This is a genomic window from Murdochiella massiliensis (assembly GCF_900059565.1).
Classification (GTDB): Bacteria; Bacillota; Clostridia; order Tissierellales; family Peptoniphilaceae; genus Murdochiella; species Murdochiella massiliensis.
This window is the reverse complement of the sequence record NZ_FIZW01000002.1, coordinates 1,140,395-1,161,910: the sequence shown is the minus strand read 5'-3', so window position 1 is coordinate 1,161,910 and position 21,516 is coordinate 1,140,395. Positions and strand designations below refer to the sequence as shown.

Here is a 21,516-nt window from a genome sequence, read left to right as displayed (position 1 = left end):
TGAGCTTGCAATGCGTGTTGACTTGGTCGATTCCGGGGGCATTATCATTAACCGACGTACCTTGCCGGAGCGTCAGGCTCAGACGACCCAATCGATCGGTGACGTTAGGCCTGATCGCCTTCGGCCTTGTCCGTAACCAGCGCCAGTTTTTTCATTTGATCTTCGGTCTGCAGCGCCTCAATCATCTCGGCGATGTCTCCGTCCAAAAATTCATGAATCTGGTAGATCGTGCGGTTGATGCGATGATCCGTGATGCGACCCTGCGGAAAATTATACGTGCGAATGCGCTCGCTTCGGTCACCGCTTCCCACCTGGGAATGCCTTGCCGAGGCGATTTCCTGATTCTGTTTTTCGAGTTCCAGGTCATAAAGCTTGGTCTTGAGGATGTGTAGAGCCTTTTCTTTGTTTTTGAGCTGGCTCTTTTCATCCTGAATGGCCACGACGATACCCGTCGGAATATGCGTAACGCGCACAGCAGAGTCCGTGGTATTGACGCATTGGCCGCCGTGCCCACTGGAACGGTATACGTCCACGCGCACGTCATTCAGATTCAGTTCCACATCAACGTCTTCCGCTTCGGGCAATACCGCCACGGTCGCCGTGGAGGTATGGATGCGCCCGGAGGATTCGGTTTCGGGCACACGCTGAACGCGATGCACTCCGGATTCGTATTTGAGCTTTGAATAGGCACCCTCGCCTTTCACCATGAAGGTAGCCTCTTTGATGCCACCAATGCCCTGTTCCGTGCGATCCAGTTCTTCCGTCGTATACCCCTCTTTTTCGGCATACATATGATACATGCGATATAAATCGCCGGCAAACAGTCCGGCCTCATCCCCGCCCGCACCGGCACGGATTTCCACGATGACGTTTTTATAGTCATTAGGATCCTTCGGCACAAGCAAAAGCTTGAGTTCTTCTTCTTTTTTCTGCGCAGTCTCTTCCTGCTCAGCAAGATCGGCCTTGAGCATGGCCTCCATGTCCGCATCCTGTGCTTCTTTCAGCATTTCGCGGTCTTCTTCGGCCGTTTCTATGGCTTTTCTATATTCCTGATAGGCCTTAGCGATAGGCTTGCGCTCGACATACGCCCGGTTTACTTTACGCCAGGCATCCATGTCGCTAAGCAGCGCCGGATCAGCAAGTTGCTGTTCCATCTCGCGCAGTTGGCTTTCAATATGTTCTAAACTTTCAAACATGGTTTTCCTCTTCGGTTCGTTGTGGGGAGCGTATTCGATTTGTGGCGGCGTGGATTAAACCGCTATCGCTTTGCGCGCACGATGCAGATCAGCGCGCAGTGGCGCGTGCGCGGCGCGGTCGCATTACGGTTCGGACAGCTAACGCTTTGCGCGCACGATGCGGTCACGACCGGAATAATCCGAATGCACCGTGACGGCGCAAAAGCCGGCCTGGCGAAACAGGGTGGAAACGGCTTCACCTTGGCGGTCACCAATTTCCATAAGCACCACGCCTTGCGGGTTTAACAGCGCTGGAAGCATGGGGATCCACGCCTGGTACAGCGCAAGCCCTTCCTTTCCCGGCTCTCCGGCAAATAAAGCGGATGCCGGCTCATAACGTAGCTCATCTTGCAGGCTCTCTTTTTCCTGCGGATCAATGTAGGGCGGATTGGAAACCAATATGTCCACTGTCTCCGGCAGAGCCGAAGGTCCGTCTCCCAGCACCCATTCTATCATGTTTTTTGCCGCTGCCGACGCATCGTTCGGCGTAGATTGTGCTGACGCAGGTTCCGCGGACGCAGGCTGCACAGACGCAGGTTCCGCGGACGCAGGTTGCTCAGACGCGCCCCCTCCCGAAGGCAGAAGGCGAATGGCATTTTCTCGGGCAAGGGCAAGCGCATCGGTCGAGCAGTCGGTGGCATAAATTTTTTTCGGTTGCGGATGCGCTTCCAGCGCGATACTCAAAGCTATCGCGCCCGTCCCCGTACCAATATCGGCAATGATCTTGCCGGCAAAATTTTCTTGAAGAACCATCTCCACAAGGCGCTCCGTTTCGGGCCGAGGAATGAGCGCACGCGCATCGACGTGAAACAGATGGCCGTAAAACTCCCATTCTCCGATGGCGTATTGCAACGGCTCACCGGAAAGGCGACGCTGCACAAGTTCCTGATAGCGTCGAATAATTTCCGCAGGAAGGCTTTCTTGGCATTTTGCGCGCAATGCTCCCGGCGTGGTATCCAACAAATAGGATAACGCCAGATAGCCTTCCTGTCCCGGCAACTGCGCCGCCCATTCTGCGATGGTCTTCATCCTTCCTCCTATTACTGCGTACGATTATTACGAAACGTCTTCGACTTTCGTCGCCTTGTTCTATCCCCTTCGCATCGTCCTCTTTTCATTGTAACGATGTTTGGTATACGACTCTACTTTTTGCGAATACTCAATGCATTTGGGATGGAACTTCCCTATGCGGCGGCGTTGGAATGACGTCGGCCGCTCGGTTTAAGACGGAGCGCCGCCGGAAATGCTGTTGGCGGCGCGGTAGCATAAAGTGCGCCGCTTGGAATACCGTTAGCAGCGCAGCTGAACTCGAAAATATGCGCAACCCTGGCTGGGCAAAACAAAATATCGTAGCCAGGGTTGATTTTTTGGCTCGAACCCTGGCCGACGAGAAAAAAGATCGACAGCCAGGGTCAGTCGCCCCACGCTTAGCCCTGGCTGGAGAAAGAGAAATATCATAGCCAGGGTTTCTTTACGTCTGCAAAGCCCTGGCTGCGGAACACGACGCGCGTCAGCCAGGGGCAAACACGCTCTTGCGAACCCTGGCTGGGAAATAAAACGTGCACCAGCCAGGGGCAAGCATACTCTTCCGAGCCCTGGCTGGAAAAAACGAAGTCCGATAGCCAGGGCTTTGTTATGTTCGGCCGACCCTGGCTGCGGAACGCAACGCCCACCGACCAGGGGCAAGCACGCTCTTCCGAACCCTGGCTGGGGAAAGCAACACGCACCAGCCAGGGTCGGCGAAGCGAAACGCTGCTTGGAATGGCGTTGGCCGCGCGGTTTTAGGCGGAGCGCCGCCGGAAATACTGTTGGCGGCGCAGTTATCGAAAATGATGGATGTTCAGTGGAGCTTGTGTCCGAAAATGCAAGAAATGAAATAAAAGACACACTGTTACTCCGCCATAGCGTGAAATTTGTGTCCCTAATTTCAAAAAACACAAAAAAGGACACACTTTTGCACCGTTAGAATAAGAATTCTGTGTCCCTAATTTCCAAAAGCTCAAAAAAGGACACATTTTCACATCGCTTGATCAATAAACTGTGTCCCTAATCTCAATAATTGAAATTAGGGATACAAGGTTCGGCCGTGACGAGGCAAATCCTGTATCCCTAATTTCAAAATGCACAAAAAGGGATACACTTTTGCACCGTTAGAATAAGAATTCTGTGTCCCTAATTTCCAAAAGCTCAAAAAAGGACACACTTTTACATCGCTTGACCGATAAACTGTGTCCCTAATTTCAATTATTGAAATTAGGGACACAAGGTTCAGCCGTGACGGGGCAAATCTCCCCTGGACGTCCACGCAAAAAACCGACCGCAAACGGCGAAGCCGTCTGCGGTCGGTTTTCGTTTCAGGGCTTTGCGCAAGCCCGTTGTTTTTTGTGTTAGTCGATGTTGTATTTCTTTTTAAAGCGCTCGACACGACCGCCACGTTCTGCTGTCTTCTGTTTGCCCGTGTAAAACGGATGGCACGCCGAACAAACGTCTACACGCAGCTCTTTTTTGGTTGAACCGGTCGTAAACGTGTTACCGCAAGCGCAGGTAACCGTCGCGTTGTCGTAATACTCCGGGTGAATGCCTTGTTTCATGTGATCACCTCTCTTTATCAGTCTTCAGTGCATAGCTTTATGAGTATAGCACGCTAAAACCACCTGTGCAAGTGAAAAAGCCTATTTATCCAGGTTGGTGACCGAGTTGGTCGGCCGACCGAATTCGCCGAAGGTCTTGAGCACCGAAGCGGAGATTGTCCCTTCTCCACCGAGAACGTGCAGAAGCGAGATGGTCGGTGTCTGCTTCATATAGCTTTGAATAGACGCGCTCACGTTGTTCTTCTGAACCAACAGAATGGGCGCGCTCAATTTTTGGCTGAGCGGAGCTGCAACAAGGGCATCGGAGAAAACTTCACCGCTGGCTACCATGGCAGCATTTGCCGAACCGAAGTAGGTCTTCGCCACGTTCGCAGCGACTTCATAACGATTCGCGCCGCCGAAACGCTCTGCCGTTGTGCCCGTAACCGCCTCCATCGCACGCTGAACTGAGGAGGAGACGGATCCGGTTCCACCTAAAATGGTGAGCTTCGGAGAAGGCTGCTTTTGTAAATACGCTTTGGTTGCCGGCGGTAATTCATTGCCCTTAACCAGGAGAACCGGCGCATTTTTCACCATCGCAAGCGGCGTCGCGGTAAGCGCATCCGAGTAGACCATGCCGGTCGTGACCACTGCGTGGCTCGTACCCGAAGCGAAGTTCACGGCAGCCGCCTTGGCATTCACTTCAAAACGGTCTTTTCCACCGATGCGAATGACTTTTGTACCCGTCAACAGGTTGCTGACCGCCGCCTCCACGGAAGCACTGACACTGGCATTTCCACCCATGATGAAGACCTGTTTCGGCTGAATTTTACTCAAGGCTGCTCGCGTCTCCGGAAGAAGCGAATCGGCCTGCGTATACAGAATAGGATACCGTCCCTGGGAGATGTTGGTGGCGCTGATGGCATCTGCAAAAGCAAGGTTGTTGACTAAAATGACACGATCGGTGTCGCTAAAGAATGCATTTGCCACATTCGCCGCGACCTCCTGGCGATTGGCTCCGGCCCAACGATGGATATCCAGCGAATCACCGGGAAGTTCACCCGGTGTCACGTTCGCGTCTTTGTCCGGAATCTTCGGCAACTGATCCGGGAAATTACGCGAGCTCAGCGCCCAAACCACGGTGTCGCCGTCAGCTAAATGGTAGAGATCTGCAATCCCGGGAATCAACTGTTTTTGCCGTTTTCCCTCGCTGTTATAGATGGCAAAGCGCCATTTTAAGCCGGATTGTGCGGAAGATTCCACATAATTTACGTCGTTAATCTGCATATCCACCACAATGGCGCGCTGAACGTCATTCTGGTACGGACGCGTATAAACCGCCTGCAGACCGGTGTTGGTTGCCTGCGCAGCAAGTAAGGCGTCTACCGCGGTTGGATACGTAATCAGATCTCCTGAAAACGGGGTGCGTGATTCTCTTGCGGTATACGAAACCGTTAACGGATCCGTAGTGAAAAATTTCGGGCGCACCCGATCGGACACATTGTTATCATATACACGAACGTAAATATTGTTTGCCGCCGTAGTCGTTTTCGGATTGATTACGGCATAGCCGTAAATGTTCGCCACGGTTTGGCCGGGCAAAACGGCCTTGACATAATAGAGACCGTTAGCGGAATCCGGCAACGGATTTTTCGGCGCCAGAGAAAGACTGGCAATCTTCCCCGATTCTCCCTCACGCACATCCACGGAGGCAACAGCAAGCGGAATGTCTTCCGCTTCATCGTTAACGACGTTTTGCAGCGTAGCAGTAATTTGCTCGGCCAATCCTTCCTTCGTGAATACGATCTCTCCGTTCGCGTCGTAAGGAACGTAGTGCATGACTTCTTCTCCGCCGATGGTGAGCACTTTGTATTTATCCGCGTCGGATTGCGCGGCAATTTTGACCACCACGGACCAATTCCATTCCTGTTCTGTCGGCTCATTGCCTTCTTTCGGCTCATCGGCGTGTACTTGGCCGGTCATGCCGAAAATCAGCAGCACTGCGAACATGCCGGTCATCAATAGCCGGATCAACTTTTTCATGAGGACTCCTTTCGCTTTGTCTGGGTTCGTCTTCCTTATCTCTATTCGTCGAGATGCTCTCTCGTTACGCTGTCGGCTTCTTATCAAGATGCCTTTCTTTCATCGAGATGGCTCTCGTCTTCTTTTCCTTCGATTTTTCGTGTGTTCCGTCCGTTTTACTCAATGAAAAGCACATAAAATCGTATCAAAGAGCGTTTTCACTTCGCGCAAGAGCGAGAATTTGCGCATTTCTTCTAAATTGATCCGCATCTTATCCGGAAGGATTTCGTCCAAATACACCCGTTCCGGATCATCTACTCCTTCCAGTTTATCATTTTCATTGCGATAGGCAATGCTGCAGCGTGAGGTAAGACCTGCCGGAAGGAGAAGCGTTGCCCACATTTCCGGCGTATAGTGCGCGACAAACTTGGGCACCTCCGGGCGAACGCCAACGAAGGTCATGTCGCCTTTAATCACATTAAAAAGTTGTGAAAACTCATCAAAATGTAGTCGGCGCAACACCCTTCCCACCCGCGTGATGCGCACATCGTCACTCTTGGTTACTGCCGCACCGATTTTGTCGGCATTAGCCACCATCGTACGAAACTTGTAAATGAAAAAATGGCGTCCGTACTGCGTCACGCGTTCCTGACGATAGAGCACCGGTCCCGGCGAATCGATCTTGATGGCCAGCGCCGTCAACAGCAAAAATGGAGAAAGCAGCAGGCAAAGAAGCAACGCCAATAAAATGTCCACTATCCGTTTGATGGTCAGCTGAAATCCTTTTTTCGCCAGAATGTCGTAGTAAGGGCGAACTTCTTCCTGTTGTAAGGCGGAAGGAAGCTCGGCAAAGGGTTTTAGTCTCATGGTTCTCGTTTTCTTCTTCTTGCGCAACCGGCTCCGATCCGCCTTTACGGCGATCGTTTGTGCGGCTTACGCTTGTACAGCAGATCGTTCTTCGTCTCTTCGGGTCACACACATTTCTTCGCGTTACGCGCATTTCTTCGGCTTATGCGTTTTGGATGGGACGATATACCCGCCGAAACGCGTCGATCACGTATTCGACGTCCTCATCCGTCAGCACCGTATTCAAAGGAAGCGTGACCTCGTTTTGATACAGCGCGTCCGCATGGGGATAGTTTGCAATGGAAAAGCCCAGATTCTGATAGGCGCTCATGCGCGGTAACGGCTTAAAATGCACATTCGTCGCCACACCATATTCTGCCATGCGTTGAATCAGCGCATTGCGCTCTTCAACCGAGTATCCCGGAAGGCGAAGCAGATATAGATGTGCACTTGAACGATGCTTCGCACCGGTATGTGCAAGATCCTGCAAGCCCAAAGGCTCCACCAGTTCGCTATGGTAGCGCGCAGCAATCGCATGACGACGATCCAGAACAGCTTCATAGCGCGCTAACTGTGAAACGCCAAGCGCTGCCAAAGTATCCGGCATATTGCACTTGTATCCCGGCATCACAATATCATATTCCCAGGCACCCAGTTTTTCTTTGGCCAAGGCGTCTTTATTCTGGCCATGGAGACTCCAAAGCTGCAGTTCATGATAAAGTTCTTCGGGGTCAAACGGCAGACCCTTGCGCCACACCAGTGCGCCGCCTTCCGCCGTCGTCAGATTCTTAACCGCATGGAACGAAAAACAACTGAAATCAGCAATCGCGCCGGCACGTCTTTCTCCTTGGCGCGCGCCCAGAGAGTGCGCCGCATCCGCAATGACGGCGATACGGCCGAGAGCTTCCTGCCGAGGAGACGTCGGATGAAACAGTGCTTTCTTTTCTTCGACAAGACGAAACACCGCGTCATAATCTGCAATAATTCCTGCCAAATCTACGCTGATGATCGCTTTCGTGCGCGCCGTGATGGCGGCTTCGATGCCGGCAGGATCCATAAAAATCGAATCGGGCAAGCTGTCCACCATTTTTAAAGTCGCACCCACGTGGGTGACCACCGAAGCGGTAGCCGTATAGGTGTATGCCGGAACGATCACCTCATCACCGGGGCCTATCCCCAGCGCACGAAGCGTGAGTTCCAGCGCTGCCGTAGCCGAGTTGAGTGCCACGGCGCGTTCTGCGCCAGTATAGGCTTCCAGTTTATGCTCAAAGTCTTTCGTCACGGGACCGGTGGTAATCCAGCCCGAGCGCAACGCATTAATCACCTCTTGGATATCTTCTTCCCGAATATCCGGCGGGGAAAAAGCCACTTTTCTACTTTGCTCCATCGGTTCCTCTTTTCTCTCTTTCGCCTATTGCGGCGGCAAACGATCGTATTTATGCGCCTCTTCCCGCACACGCTGTTCCAGAGCGTCCTTTCCTTCTTCCCGATATTCCTTGTAGTCGATGGGAATGCCTTCAATTGGCACCTTGAACGTGTCCACCATATCCGCCACGGCATCGTATACATTCGTTTTTTCATCCGCCATGAGCGCTTCCAGCTCGTCTAATTGCTTTTCAAAGCGGTCGCGATCAAAGCGCAGAGGCTCCGCCACGCGAATGCGTCGGTTCTTTGTCTCGCGCAGACCTTCTTCACTCATCAGCACTTCTTCATATAACTTTTCGCCGGGACGCAGGCCGGTAAATACGATTTCAATGTCTTCCCCGACTTTATAGCCCGAAAGACGAATCAGTTTTTTGGCCATGTCCAGAATGCGCACCGGTTCGCCCATATCGAGGACGAAAATCTCGCCACCTTTAGCAAAGCAACTGGCCTGAAGCACCAGCGAAACAGCTTCCGGAATAGTCATGAAGAACCGAACAATATCCGGATGCGTAACCGTTACCGGGCCACCTTCCTGGATTTCTTTCTTGAATAGCGGAATCACGGAGCCGCTTGAACCCAACACGTTTCCAAAACGTACCGCGACAAAATCGGTCTTGGATCGATCAGCGAATGCCTGAATAATCATTTCGCAAATGCGCTTTCCGGCACCATAGATGCTTGTCGGATTTACCGCTTTATCGGTGGAAATCAGCACAAAGCGCTTCACGCCGTAGCGATCCGCCATCTCGGCAACGTTGCGGGTGCCGATGACGTTGTTTTTAATGGACTCATGCGGTGCCGCTTCCATGAGATGCACGTGCTTATGCGCGGCAGCATGATAGACAATCTCCGGACGATAGGTCGCAAAAATATCCTCGAGGCGCTTTTTATCGCGAATGGAGCCGATCAGAATGCGTATATCCACATTCGGATGATGGCGTTTCACTTCCATCTGCACATCGTAGGAGCCGTTCTCATTGACATCCAAAATAAGAATCTGCTTCGGCTGAAAACGGGCAATCTGCCGGCAGAGTTCACTGCCGATGGTACCCCCACCACCCGTCACCAATACACGTTTGCCTTTCAAATAATTGCCCACTTCATACGTATTAATCTGAATCGCCTCACGACCCAATAAGTCGTCAAGCGAGACATCACGTACTTTGCTTACAGAGACTTCCCCGGAAATAATCTGGTAAATTCCGGGAACAATCTTCATCTTGGCTTCGGTGCGCTGACAAATTTCCAGAATTTCACGCTGCTGTTGGCGTGATGCGGAGGGAAGCGCCAAAATAATCTCTTGAATGCCGAATTGCCGGACCACTTCCTCAATCTGCTCCCGACCACCGAAAATTTTCACGCCCTCAATCGTTCGACCATGCTTGGTGACATCGTCGTCAATGAGCGCCACCACATGGTTTCGCACCTTTTCCGATACATTCATTTCGTGAATGAGCGTACGCCCCGCCTCACCGGCTCCAACAATGAGCGTCGGAATCCCGCTGTCTTCGCTTGCGGTCTTTAGCAACGCGCGCTCCATAAGCAACTGGAAGCGATACAAAAAGCGATGCGCCGTCACGCCCGTAAACAACAGGAAAAACTCAATCAGATAAAAGCCGTTGGGAATCCAAAGATCGCCGAACGTCAAGCGCATGATGCCAAATTGGACCAGCACGAAGGACAAATTGGCCAAAAAGCTGCGCACGATTTCCGGAAAGCCGACATAAGCGGCCAGAGACTGGTACAGCTTGAACACCCAGTAGAACGCGAGCGCCAAGAGAGTAAACAGCGGTGCTGCTTTCATGAGGTTCTTGCTCAGCTCATACGGAATCAGGCTGTAGCGAAAGTCAAAGCGTATCCACATCGAGCCGAAATAAGCGATATTAATAAACAGGATATCCAAAACGATGGCTGCAAGCTGTCGCCAGGAAAAGGTACTGATCGGTTTCGCTTTCATGCGTTCTCCTTGTTCACGCGTCAGGCGCGCGCTTGCTTCGTCAGGCGAAGCAACGTGGACGTGATTTTCTCAAATTCTTCTTCCGTCATGTAGGCATGCATGGGAAGGCTTAAAACGCGTTGACTATGATCATGGCATACGGGCAAATCTTCCGGCGCATACGCCAAGTCGGTAAAGGCACGCTGTTCATGCATGGGAATCTGGTAATACACCATGACGGGCACGCCCTCTTTCGGCATTTTTTCGAGCAAATAAGCACGTTCTTCCGGACTCTTCGTCAGAATCGTATACTGGGCAAGCGACGTCGTGCGTCCCTCGGGAATAATGGGCGTAGCAAACGTGCCCTTCAATGCCGCATCGTAGCGTTCGCGCAAGGCGTTCTTCTTTTTGATTTCTTCGTCCAGCAGATCCAGTTTTACCAACAAAATGGCGGCCTGAATGGTGTCAAGACGCGCATTGATTCCGATGCGAACATTATCGTACTTGGATTCTCCGTGGCCATGTACGCGCAGGGAATGCATCAGCGTATACAGTTCCTCATCATCGGTAAAAATTGCTCCACCGTCACCGTAGCATCCCAGCGGTTTAGCCGGGAAAAAGGACGTCGCGGAGACATCCCCAAAGGCGCAGCTCTGCTTGCCACGATAGGTGCCGCCGAACGCCTGGGCATCATCGGTCAACAGAAACAGGTCATACTTTTTCGCAATGGCCTCAATACGATCATAATCGCAGGGCAAGCCGAAAAGATCCACAGTCATAATGCCGCGAGGACGTAATTTTCCTTCGGCAAGCGTCTTCTCGATGGCCTCTTCCAGCTTATCCGGATCCATTAAATAGGTCTCATCCGAGTCAATGAACACCGGCACAGCACCGGCCAGACGAATCGTTTCCGCCGAAGCAAAATAGGTAAAGCTCGACACAAACACCGCGTCTTCCGGCTTTACGTCATAGGCCATAAGCGGCAGAAAAAGCGCACTGGTTCCGCTCGAACAGGTCAGACAATACTTGCGTCCGACATAGTCGGCAAGCCGTTTTTCCAGTTCTTCCACCTGTGGTCCCATAATGAAATGGCGGCCGTCCACCACATCACGGATCGCCTGATCAATACGTTCTTTTGCGGCTTCATATTGCCGCCCCAAATCAATAAACTGCATGGATCCTCCTCATGCTTGCGTTTCTTTTAAGCCCTCGCCATCCTGTTCCAAAAGTCTTCCGCATTCCGGACAGCGATAGGCGCCTTGCGCATCCAACTCGTTATCGTAAAAAATATGACCGCAGGTGCATGCCCAACCGATGCGTTTTGCCGGTACGCCGGCGACTAATGCGTGGGCAGGGACGTCTTTGGTAACCACTGCACCCGCAGCAACCATGGCCTGGGTGTGCAGCGTATGGCCGCAAACCACCGTGCAATTCGCGCCCAGCGTAACCCCTTTTTCCAAATGCGTCGGATGATAGCCGGCGCTTCCCTTCGGATATGCCGCCCGCGGATTCAAATCATTGGTAAAGACGCAGGAAGGGCCGCAAAACACATCATCATCCAGACGAAGTCCTTCATACAACGAGACATTGTTTTGCACTCTCACACCGTTGCCGATGATGACGCGATTGCCGACATTGACGTTTTGACCAAAGCTGCAGCCTTTTCCGATGCGCGCACCGGACTGAATATGGCAAAAATGCCAAATTTTCGTATTTTCGCCAATTTCTACATCCTCGTCCACATAGCTCGATTCATGAACAAAATAGTCGGGCATGGGTCCTCCTTTCCGTCCTTCGTTCAACCTCCGCGCTTTCCTTTCATGTACATCGGATTACGCATTCACGCTTCATTCGTTCGCTTCGTTTCGTTCGATTGGTCTCAGTCCGCTTCGACAATTGGCGCATGCGGATCATACTCCAACGATCCTTCACCGAAAATGCCGGTCATGTCGGTCGAGGCAAAATCCGTCAGCGGCAACTTGACCGCTTCTCCCGTTTTTTGACTCTTATAAATAGCCAAAACCAATTCCAAAGCTCGACGACCGGCATGGGCGTCCACATACGGTGCGCGATCGTCCCGAATGGCTTCGATGACATCGCGGAACAGCATGGTGTGTCCGTTACCGTAAATATTGGACGTTGCTTCCTTCATTCCGACCAGACCGTCATCCTCCGGACGATGGTCAGCAAAATCCCAAACCTCAATATCGGTGGTGGATTTTCCGCCCACCTTGACGGTTCCCGTTTCGCCGAATAAAAAGAGAGATTCCTCTAAATTTTTCGGATAGACGTTCGTCGTACCTTCAATAATACCGATAGCACCGTTTTTGAAGGAAACAATGGCCGTGCCTAAATCCTCGGCCTCGAGATAGTCGTGAAATTGCTGACGGGTGCGGCCGACGACTTCCACAATCTCATCGCCCAACATCCAACGTAATAGATCGATGCCGTGAATGCACTGGTTCATCAGCGCACCGCCATCTTCTTCCCATGTTCCACGCCAGGGAGCCTGCTCGTAATAGTCACGGTTACGGTTCCAGCGCACATGGATGGTGCCGTGGGAAAGGCGTCCGAAACGTCCCTCATCCACGGCGTCACGCACGTGTTGAATGGCCACGTTAAACCGGTTCTGATGGCACGCCGAGACTTTGACATGCTTTTCTTCCGCCAGGGCGATGATGCGATCTGCGTCGGCAAGCGACATAGCCATGGGCTTTTCAATAATGACGTGAATGCCGCGACGAATGCACTCCAGCGCAATTTCCGCATGATAGCCGCTTTCGGTCGCAATAGAAACCAGCTCGATTTCCGGATGTTCATCCAGCATTTTTTTATAGTTTGTATAGTGTGCCACCGTGGAAGGATCAAGTTCTCCACGTGTTAAGAGCGCATCCATTTTTTCCGGACGCACATCACAGAGAGCGACGAAGTTCAGGTGATTATTTTTTGCCGCATAGACATGATTGATCGCAATGCGTCCGCAACCGATTAACGCGTAATTCATGATTGTTCCTTTCTGTTTCATACACGAATTCATTATACCGCACTTGCCCATTCATGGTGTCGCATGTAATAGACGATATAGCCCGTACTGAGCAACCCGGAAAGAATGAAGATGGCCGTGGTGGCATACGCCGCGCCGATCGAGCCGAATTTCGTAATCCACCAGGCGTCCAAAATGACATTCATGACACCGGAAATGATAGCCACGACGCTGTTGACCCGCAGGCGATGCAACATCACGAGGATGTTTCCGGAAAGCATCCGAAAGGTTCCGGCAAAGAAATAGCCGACGGCCAGCACCCGGAAAATCGGCACAGCATGCAGATAATGCGGAAAAAGCAGACGAAAGATGAGCGGTGCCGTGACAAAAAGCAAAACACTGATTACGGCATTCAGGGCGCCCATAATAAGATAGAGTTTTTTCAGGTTGACACGAAGCCAATCACGGTCTTCGTGGTGAGAAGCAATGTAGGGATACACGTAGGTCACCACCGCCGAAGGTACAAAAAGCATGGCCATCGGAATGAGCGTTGCCGTATGGTATTCCGCCAGAATGACCGCACTGGTAAGAATGGATCCGATGAGCCAGCCATCAATCAGAAAAAGGAGGCTGGAAATGCTGTTGTTAAAGAGACTGACCAGGCCGACGGAGAGAAGGCTCTTTTTATCCTTCGAGGTAAGAGGAGCAAGACTCGTCTGCTCTGTCTGCCGCGGCAGCGGCAAAAAGCGAGGCTTCGCGCGACGGGCAAAAAGAAAAATCACGGCGAAATACGCGAGATAACGCAACGCCACAATGAGCTTCAGGCTGTTGAAATAGGCGCCGATAATTAAAAATATCGCTCCGGAGATCGCTATGCCGGTGCTGAGATAGGAAAATGCCTTATTCATCAATTGAATGCGAAAATAGCTCTGGAACACATCCACCGTAAAATACAGAAGCGGCATGCCCGCCATCCAAAGGAGTACGGCGCGCGATTGCTCAATAGGAAAGGTGAAGAGGGCGCAAAACAGAACGATGCTCAGCGAGAGAAGCACATTCCATCGCATCCCCAGGCGGTAGCCATAACGGGCAAATGCATCCTGACGCAGGGGATCTTGCATTTCTTCGCTGCCGAGTTGAAGAATGGCCGAGTTCAACCCCAATCCGCTGAACAGAAGAAAGGTGGAGAGGATGTTCATCGCATAACTGTAGACCCCGTAATCGTTTTTGGTCAGGAAATTGACCACCAACAAGCCGCTGCAAGAGGATATCACCTTGTTGAGGACTTGCGAGGAGAAGATATGCACAAAGCCCGTCTCCACTAATTTTTTCATGTTTTTCTTTATGTTCACACCGTCTCCTTCGCCGCTTTTTCCCGACTTGAGCGTGTCGTCCAACTTGCCTTATACGGTTTCCTTCAACGGTCGCCTTTCTCTTCGAGCAGAGAGGTAAAAATACGTTCCATTTTTAACGACAGGGCGCGATAATCGTACTCCTGCACGAGAGCCTGCTCACGCTGTCGAATCGTCTCTCGTTCTTCCGGTGTTAGCCGTGTCAGTTTCGCCAATGCGGAAACGATGGTTTCCACATCTTGGTTTTCCGTTTCCACGCCCAACTTCCATTCAACAATAAGAGAACCATGGGTCTTTACCGTGGAAAGAATGGGCGCACCGGCCGCAAGGTATTCAAAAAGTTTATTGTTGCTTGTTCCATAGCGCGTGATGGCGGTTGCGCGATTATGGGCAAGCGTCACGTCCGCTCGCAGCAAAATACTCGGAATCTCTTCTTTTTTTACTCGGCCTTTGAACCGCGCATTGGTGATGTGTTCCTCTTCAATTCGCTCATTAAGATGCGGCAATTCGGTACCGCCGCCATAGAACAGAAAGCGCACGTGCGGCAGCTCGGTTTGACAGCGTTTCGCCACATCCAACATCACATCCAGACCATAGGTCATGCGAATAGAGCCCATGTACACCACCTTAAAGGTGGACGGATCTTCCAAATCGGGATCGGCATAACGGACTTGCTCCTGATTGCGACGAAATTCCGCTAAGTCCACGCCGTTGTTGACTTGAAAGCATTTGGTCACGTCGACATCGTTCCATCCGCGATCCCGCAAATAATCCGGCCCGCCACTCATGGTAAAGAGCAAGCGATCCGCCCCACGGTAAAGCGAATGCTCCAATGCATAAAGCGGCGCAACCATCGGCTTCAAATGGGGCTTCTTATTCAAATTGCCATACTCAACGAGCGATTGCGGCCAAAGGTCACGCACTTCAAATACAAAGGGGATGTCGTGGCGTTTGGCAAACGACATCGCGCTTTTTGAAGAGAACGGTACAGGAGAAGACGCATAGATAATATCCGGGCGTTCCCCTTCCGCCAACAATTTTCGCATCGCTTTTTTGCAGCGGAGCGAAAATTGTACCATGTTCACCACGCGACGCCAATTGTTTTTCGTGTACCCCATGGTTCGCACGTAGGTGTAGGGCACGCCGTCAAACGTCACCTCGTTGAGGAGTTGTCCGGGCTCGACGAAATTATAGGTCGTGTTGTGCACTTGACTACCGGTCAGAATGCGCACATCATGCCCCATGGCACGCAGATATTTGGAAAAATAGAAATGCCGCACTAAACCACCGAATCGTGGCGGAATAGCGTAATTATTCACAATCCAGATGCGCATTCGTATCCTTGCCTTACAGTGTTTCTACATTCTCGTAGTCTTCCGCGTTGGGGATGGCGTTACGCGAATCGAAAATGGCTTTGGCCTGGCGGAGAATCATCGGGTAATCATACGCTTGATGCGCGGTGGTGATGAGCACCAGATCCGCATCCGCCACATTCTTTTCCGTCAAGGACGTCATGCCGGTGTAGGTTTTTCCCTGATGACGGAAGGACGGGATGTAGGGATCAAAGAATTGTACATCCGCACCGCGCTCCTTAAGAATATCCAACACGCGAATGGCCGGGCTTTCACGATAGTCATCAATATCATTTTTATAGGCAATGCCCAAAACCAGCACTTTGGAGCCATTGAGCGGCTTTTTATGACGGTTGAGCATTTGGGCTGCCCGATCCACCGTATATTCCGGCATCTTGTCGTTCACCATCATGGAGGATTCAATCATGGACGTATGGAAGCCATATTCACGCGCTTTCCAGGAAAGATAGTAGGGATCCAGCGGAATGCAATGACCGCCGAGGCCCGGGCCGGGATAAAATGCCTGGAAACCGTACGGCTTCGTCTTGGCTGCGTCAATCACTTCCCAAATGGAGATGCCCATGCGATGGCAAAGAATAGCCAGTTCGTTCACCAGCCCGATGTTGACGTTACGATAGGTGTTTTCCAAAATCTTTTCCATCTCGGCAACGGCCGGCGACGAAACGGGATAGACTTCCCCTTCCAATACGGCAGAATACATTTTGGCGACGACCTCGGTTGCATCTTTGCCGATGGCGCCTACGACTTTAGGGGTGTTCTTCGTCTTAAACTGTTTGTTGCCCGGATCGACACGTTCAGGGGAAAAGCCTAAATAGAAGTCCTCCCCGCAGCGAAGACCGGAGCCGTTTTCCAAAATCGGCTTCACCAGCTCTTCCGTCGTTCCCGGATACGTGGTGGATTCCAAAACTACCATGGTGCCCGCCTTTAGATGTTTTGCAATGTTTTCGGCGGACGTCTGTACGTAGCTGATATCCGGCTGCTGATGCGCATCCAACGGCGTCGGTACACAAATTGCGATAAAGTCCACCTCTTGGATAAAACTGAAATCGGTCGTCGCACGAAGCATCTTTGCTTCGACCAGTGCCTTTAGGTCATCGTCAACGATGTCGCCGATATAGTTATGGCCGGCATTGACCATGTTAACTTTTTCATCCTGCACATCAAAGCCGATGGTTTCAAATCCGGCGCGCGCTTTTTCCACCGCCAGCGGTAGACCGACATACCCTAACCCCACCACGCCGACGCGAATGGATCGCGTTTCAATTTTTTTAAGCAATTCCTGTTTTAATCCCATAGTCGCTCTATCTCCTTTTTCTATTCCTTCCACTCGATGTTTTCCTTGCTCTATGCGCTTTATTTTATACCTTTTGCGCGCTATTCTCTTTGTGCTCTATTCTAACATAGCGCCCTATTCTAACATAGGAAAAGGGCGAATGGCCGTGTGCCTTCGCCCTTTTCCTCACGTTATGACGATTTTCTTTGTCTGATACCGTTAAAATCTGTTCCATACGCGGTTAAACGCCGTTCCTTACAGCCTTAAAAGCCGTTCTTTTTCGCGTTGCGAATGATTGACGGATAATCCGCCAACATCCAGTTGGCATCCACACCATAGGGGAAGCCGTCTTTTTCGTATGTGGAGGTAAACTGCCACATTCCGTAATCACCGGTATACGACGGGGTGTTGACGCCGTAATGCGCTACCCACACATCGTATTTCTTGAGTCTGGACATCTCCAGCTTATCGCGCAGCCAGGAAGAGGAAGCGTAGATTCCGGTGTAGTACCCGGCTTTTTCCATCTCCTCCAAAAACGCCAGAGCCGTATCGGTCAATGTCTTTTTATCGGTCTTGCGCTGATGATACTCATCCTCTGTATCCCAATAAACGGGAAGGGAGAATTTTTTGCCGGCGATGGACTTCTGGAAGAACTTCGCTTCCGCAACACCCTCTTTTACTTCATTTGCACAGGAGTACCAATAGGCGCCGATGGGGATGCCGCGGGCGTTAAACTCTTTATAAAATCTTTCGAATTCTTCATCTTTTTCGTAATAGTCGCCCGTACCGTGTCCAGTATATCCCGCACGTAAAATGACACCGGAAATGCCTCGCGAAAACGCATCGAAATCAAAGTTCTTCGGTTTTTGATGCGTCGAAAGATCGATTACTAACAGACGATTTGTCGGAACCAGCTTTCCGGTATCGTCGGCTTCCATGAGTCCATCGCCGACCTGTACCGGCTGGTTCGTGACGATGTAGCCGCGCGTTCCGATGTAATAGCGGTTTCCCTTCCATGAGAGAATGCCTTTCGTATGGCGGCGAACATTGTTGTTGGCCGGGTCATAGAAATAATATCTTCCGTCCACCTCATGAATGCCGTCGGTGCTAGCCCCATTTTCATCCATATAGTAATAAGTATCTCCAAAACTGATTTGTCGATTACGATAAACCGTCCCATCCGCCTTTACATAATAATTTTTTCCATCCTTAATTACCCAACCGGCGGTTCCCTTCGCTTCTTTCATGTTGCCTTGCTCATCGACATAGTAGCGTTTCCCGTTGATCATGTGATAGCCGGGCTTATACTCCTGCTCCAGCTTCCCGGTGACGTTGTTTAACTGATAGAGTTTGTTCTGAAAGCGCACCGTTCCGGTACGTTTTGTACCATCCTCGCCCATAAAATAGGTGCCCCTCTCACCGAAATAGATGAAGCGATTATAGTACAGCTCACCGTCCGCATTGGGGAAATAGCGTCCGGCCATTTGATCGACCCATGCGTTATCGCGACGAAGAATGCCGGTTTTCTCATCCAACAAATACTTCTTTTCACCCAATGTCAGCACGCCCGTCATTTGCTGGCCTTGTCCGTTCAGATAGTAAATCGAATTGCCTCCGAAGGAAATGAAGCGCCGGGTATAGCAGTACCCTCTGGAGTTGACAAAATAAAATTGATTTTGATGTTCAACCCAGCGATTAAGGATCGGTTGGTTGTCCGCATCGTAAAACTGCCCTTCGACCAGGTGCGCTGTACGACAGGTGTCCGGCGGGGCGATACGCGAAATATATTTGGTTCCGACCGCCTCTTTGCGTTCCGCTGATTTTGCGGTCACGGCGACATCAGAGGATTCGTTTTCTTGCTTCTCGGCGTTTTGTTCCGAATTCTCTTTTTCCGTTTCGTTCTCTTGTTGTGTTTCTTCGGCAATCTCGATGACGTCGCCAATGCCTTCGGCAAACAGCGGTTGTTTTTGCTTCAACGCTTCTTGCGCCGCTGCTGCTAATTCTTGCTCTTTGCCTTGTTCCGTCGCTGACGTCTCCGGTTTTTCTTCGCTTTGTTTCTGTTCGGTTTCCGACGCGCTTTCATGCGCCATTTCCGTTTCGCTGCCTTGCGCAGCTTTCACTTCTTCACTGGACGCGTCTTGTGTCGTTTCCACGACATCATCGACGAACCGGCCGACATCGTATTGCGTATCCACTTCGGATTGCACAACGGGAAGATCTGCCGTTTCCGCATGAGCAATACCTATGGGCAACGCCAAAACGCCGGCACTTAACAATAAGGCTTTTGCAAGCGAACGTTCATATTTTTTCTCTTGCATAGTATGCTCCCCACTACTCACCCTTCAACAGGGATTCTTTCAAAAAAGTTACAAAACAGTGACAACCCAATCATAACAACTTTGTGCGATGCGCGCAAGTACGGTTCGAGGACGAAAAGCCTTATCTTTGCCACGCTACTCGTACAATTTGTATTGCGCCGATCGACACTTAACCGATTGGTACGTAGACGACCGGCGCTTAGCGAATTAGCCAAGCGCCGGTCAACACGTGACAGCCATAATGGCCATCATGATACATTATTAGTAAACGGTAACCGCGCTGCCCGTGTAAAGCGCGTCATAAACGCGCGGCATCACCGAGGGAAGCACATTCACGCAACCATGGCTGCCTACCCAGGAATAGGAACGGCTGTTGTAATAGAAGTTACCGGAATATTGCCATGCTGCATCATGAATTCCGTATCCGCCGCTGAAGGAAATCCAGTAGTCAACCCATGATTTCCACGTCGGGCCGATCAGATAGGTACCTTGTGTCATTTCCTGTACCGAGAAATTTCCCATGACAGTCGGCGACGAAGGCTTTCCGGAGATAATCGGCGTTTCCACTGCAAGTTTTCCATTATGGAAAACCCACATATATTGATGGTCGAGACTGATCACGGCGAAATTTTTTCCGACATAGCGATCATAGACAGCGGGTCCGGTAAGGTAACCGCCGGAATAACACCATTCGCCTTTAACTTCATACAGGGTTTCCTGTTTTGCTTTGCCGTTCGCATCAAAACGATAGGAATAGCCATCAATCGTGCGCGTGGTATTTTCCAAGCGTGCAGGATATTTGGCCTCAGGGTCAAAATAGTAAGACTCACCGTTGATTTTCTGCCATCCCTTGGTCAGGGCGAAGTCTTTCCCGCTATAATAGGTTTTTCCATCCACTTTGAAAGCTCCGCCGTTGCGCATAAGGTTTCCGGTACTCGGATCGGCATAATACGCTTTTCCGCCTTCTGAAACAAGGCCGTACTGCTTGGTTCCATCCGCGCCCATGTACATGGCGTAGCTGCTGCCGAACGTAAGCACACGACTGCGATACGGCTTGCCGTCGGGTTTAGAAAAATAAGTCTTTCCATTGTACTCATAGGAGGAGGATTTTTTAACCAAAAAGCCGTTTTCATCAAAGCGATAGGCTACACCGCGATACAGCACAATGCCCGTCTTTCGTGCACCGTCCTCGCCCATAAGGGCGATGCGTCCGCCGCCGAAGTTGAGGAAGATGTCGCGATACGGATCGCCGCCTTCCGGCGCATAATAATAATTTCCTTCATACGTATAGCCGTGGGGATGCATCTTCACGCGACCATCTTCATCGGTATCGTAAATGGTTCCCTTTGCGGCCACGAAGCCGGTCTGCTTGACCCCTTCCTCGCCCATATAATACTTGACTTTTGGGCCGAAGGTAATAAAGCGGTCATGATACAATTTTGCTTCCGGACCGACAAATACCATTCCTTTTCCTGTTTCCTGCCAGCCGATACGGCTGACGAGCTGTCCCTTCCGGTCACCATTTTCAAGGAAATAATAGTAATCCCCGGCAATCTCCGTGATGCCGGTTTGCATAATGCCGGTAGGCCCTACATAATAGGCGATGCCGGTGGCGTGATAGCGCAAAAACGTGTTGCGATAGGGATGTCCCTGGGCATTGGGAAAGTAGCGTTCGCCCAGATAATCCACCCACTGCTCGCGAAGCAGTTTTCCACCCTGATAAAACGCATCATCTTCCGGAGAATAGCGAATCTTGTGGCTTTCGGATTCACTGGTCAGCACGGCTTCGCGTGGCGCCTGTTCCTGTGTCTGTTCCTGTGTCTGTTCCTGTACAGAAGACGAGATTGCTTCCTCATCGGAAACCGACGTATCCGCCGTTCCGTCGGCAAAAACGGTACCCAGAGGCAACAGCACACACGCCAGCGCCAGGCTCAACCGGATACGGCGTCGAAAACTCGTTTTATTCCCAGTCATCTTCTTTCCTTTCTTTTGCAAAACAATCCATGCTCTTTCAACAATTTTGCCTACATTGTACCATACTGTCCGTGTCCTCTCCTATCTTGTCTTGTCTTTTCTCTTCGCTTTTACCTTGCCGACTTTGCGGATAACCTTATGACGCAGTATGAGGCAAAGTCGATCCCTAAAATAGGGCAAATAAAAAACGATGGAGAAGATCAATCCCC

The 21,516-nt window shown here is 51.1% G+C and carries 15 protein-coding genes; all 15 read right to left on the bottom strand.

The genetic code is table 11. The features are described 5' to 3' along the window. Positions 1-104 precede the first annotated feature (104 nt). On the bottom strand, positions 105-1,196 hold the full coding sequence (prfA, locus tag BN3910_RS06860; RefSeq protein WP_066925812.1) for a peptide chain release factor 1: 1,092 nt from the start codon (positions 1,194-1,196) through the stop codon (positions 105-107). Positions 1,197-1,334: 138 nt separating this feature from the next. After that, positions 1,335-2,264, bottom strand: coding sequence for a N5-glutamine methyltransferase family protein (locus tag BN3910_RS06855; RefSeq protein ID WP_066925809.1), 930 nt, complete (start codon positions 2,262-2,264; stop codon positions 1,335-1,337). Positions 2,265-3,622: 1,358 nt separating this feature from the next. After that, positions 3,623-3,826, bottom strand: a complete 204-nt coding sequence (gene rpmE / locus BN3910_RS06850; protein ID WP_066925806.1) for a 50S ribosomal protein L31 — start codon at positions 3,824-3,826, stop codon at positions 3,623-3,625. 81 nt (positions 3,827-3,907) lie between these two features. Then, a complete protein-coding gene (locus BN3910_RS06845; RefSeq protein WP_066925803.1) occupies positions 3,908-5,848 on the bottom strand; it encodes a cell wall-binding repeat-containing protein in 1,941 nt (646 codons plus the stop codon). A 159-nt stretch (positions 5,849-6,007) separates the two neighbouring features. After that, positions 6,008-6,694 (bottom strand): sugar transferase, encoded by a 687-nt coding sequence (locus BN3910_RS06840; RefSeq protein WP_066925800.1) that lies wholly within the window; start codon positions 6,692-6,694, stop codon positions 6,008-6,010. Positions 6,695-6,836: 142 nt separating this feature from the next. Further along, positions 6,837-8,060 (bottom strand): DegT/DnrJ/EryC1/StrS family aminotransferase, encoded by a 1,224-nt coding sequence (locus BN3910_RS06835; protein ID WP_066925797.1) that lies wholly within the window; start codon positions 8,058-8,060, stop codon positions 6,837-6,839. Positions 8,061-8,084: 24 nt separating this feature from the next. Then, on the bottom strand, positions 8,085-10,055 hold the full coding sequence (locus BN3910_RS06830; RefSeq protein WP_066925794.1) for a polysaccharide biosynthesis protein: 1,971 nt from the start codon (positions 10,053-10,055) through the stop codon (positions 8,085-8,087). Positions 10,056-10,075: 20 nt separating this feature from the next. Next, positions 10,076-11,209: a DegT/DnrJ/EryC1/StrS family aminotransferase gene (locus tag BN3910_RS06825; RefSeq protein ID WP_066925791.1), complete on the bottom strand. Its 1,134-nt coding sequence runs from the start codon at positions 11,207-11,209 to the stop codon at positions 10,076-10,078. Between the two features lie 9 nt (positions 11,210-11,218). Next, positions 11,219-11,809: an acyltransferase gene (locus BN3910_RS06820; protein ID WP_066925787.1), complete on the bottom strand. Its 591-nt coding sequence runs from the start codon at positions 11,807-11,809 to the stop codon at positions 11,219-11,221. A 104-nt stretch (positions 11,810-11,913) separates the two neighbouring features. Further along, the gene (locus BN3910_RS06815) at positions 11,914-13,038 is read right to left on the bottom strand and encodes a Gfo/Idh/MocA family protein (protein ID WP_066925784.1); all 1,125 of its coding nucleotides are present in this window, start codon (positions 13,036-13,038) and stop codon (positions 11,914-11,916) included. Between the two features lie 32 nt (positions 13,039-13,070). Beyond that, positions 13,071-14,369, bottom strand: a complete 1,299-nt coding sequence (locus tag BN3910_RS06810) for an oligosaccharide flippase family protein (RefSeq protein WP_148417353.1) — start codon at positions 14,367-14,369, stop codon at positions 13,071-13,073. A gap of 65 nt (positions 14,370-14,434) precedes the next feature. Beyond that, positions 14,435-15,703, bottom strand: a complete 1,269-nt coding sequence (locus tag BN3910_RS06805) for a glycosyltransferase family 4 protein (protein WP_066925778.1) — start codon at positions 15,701-15,703, stop codon at positions 14,435-14,437. 13 nt (positions 15,704-15,716) lie between these two features. After that, positions 15,717-17,036 carry a nucleotide sugar dehydrogenase gene (locus tag BN3910_RS06800; protein WP_066925775.1) on the bottom strand — a complete coding sequence of 440 codons (1,320 nt, stop codon included), beginning with the start codon at positions 17,034-17,036 and terminating at the stop codon, positions 15,717-15,719. 242 nt (positions 17,037-17,278) lie between these two features. Further along, the gene (locus BN3910_RS06795) at positions 17,279-19,333 is read right to left on the bottom strand and encodes a GH25 family lysozyme (protein WP_066925772.1); all 2,055 of its coding nucleotides are present in this window, start codon (positions 19,331-19,333) and stop codon (positions 17,279-17,281) included. Between the two features lie 261 nt (positions 19,334-19,594). Beyond that, positions 19,595-21,307: a L,D-transpeptidase family protein gene (locus BN3910_RS06790; protein ID WP_066925769.1), complete on the bottom strand. Its 1,713-nt coding sequence runs from the start codon at positions 21,305-21,307 to the stop codon at positions 19,595-19,597. Between the last annotated feature and the right edge of the window lie 209 nt (positions 21,308-21,516).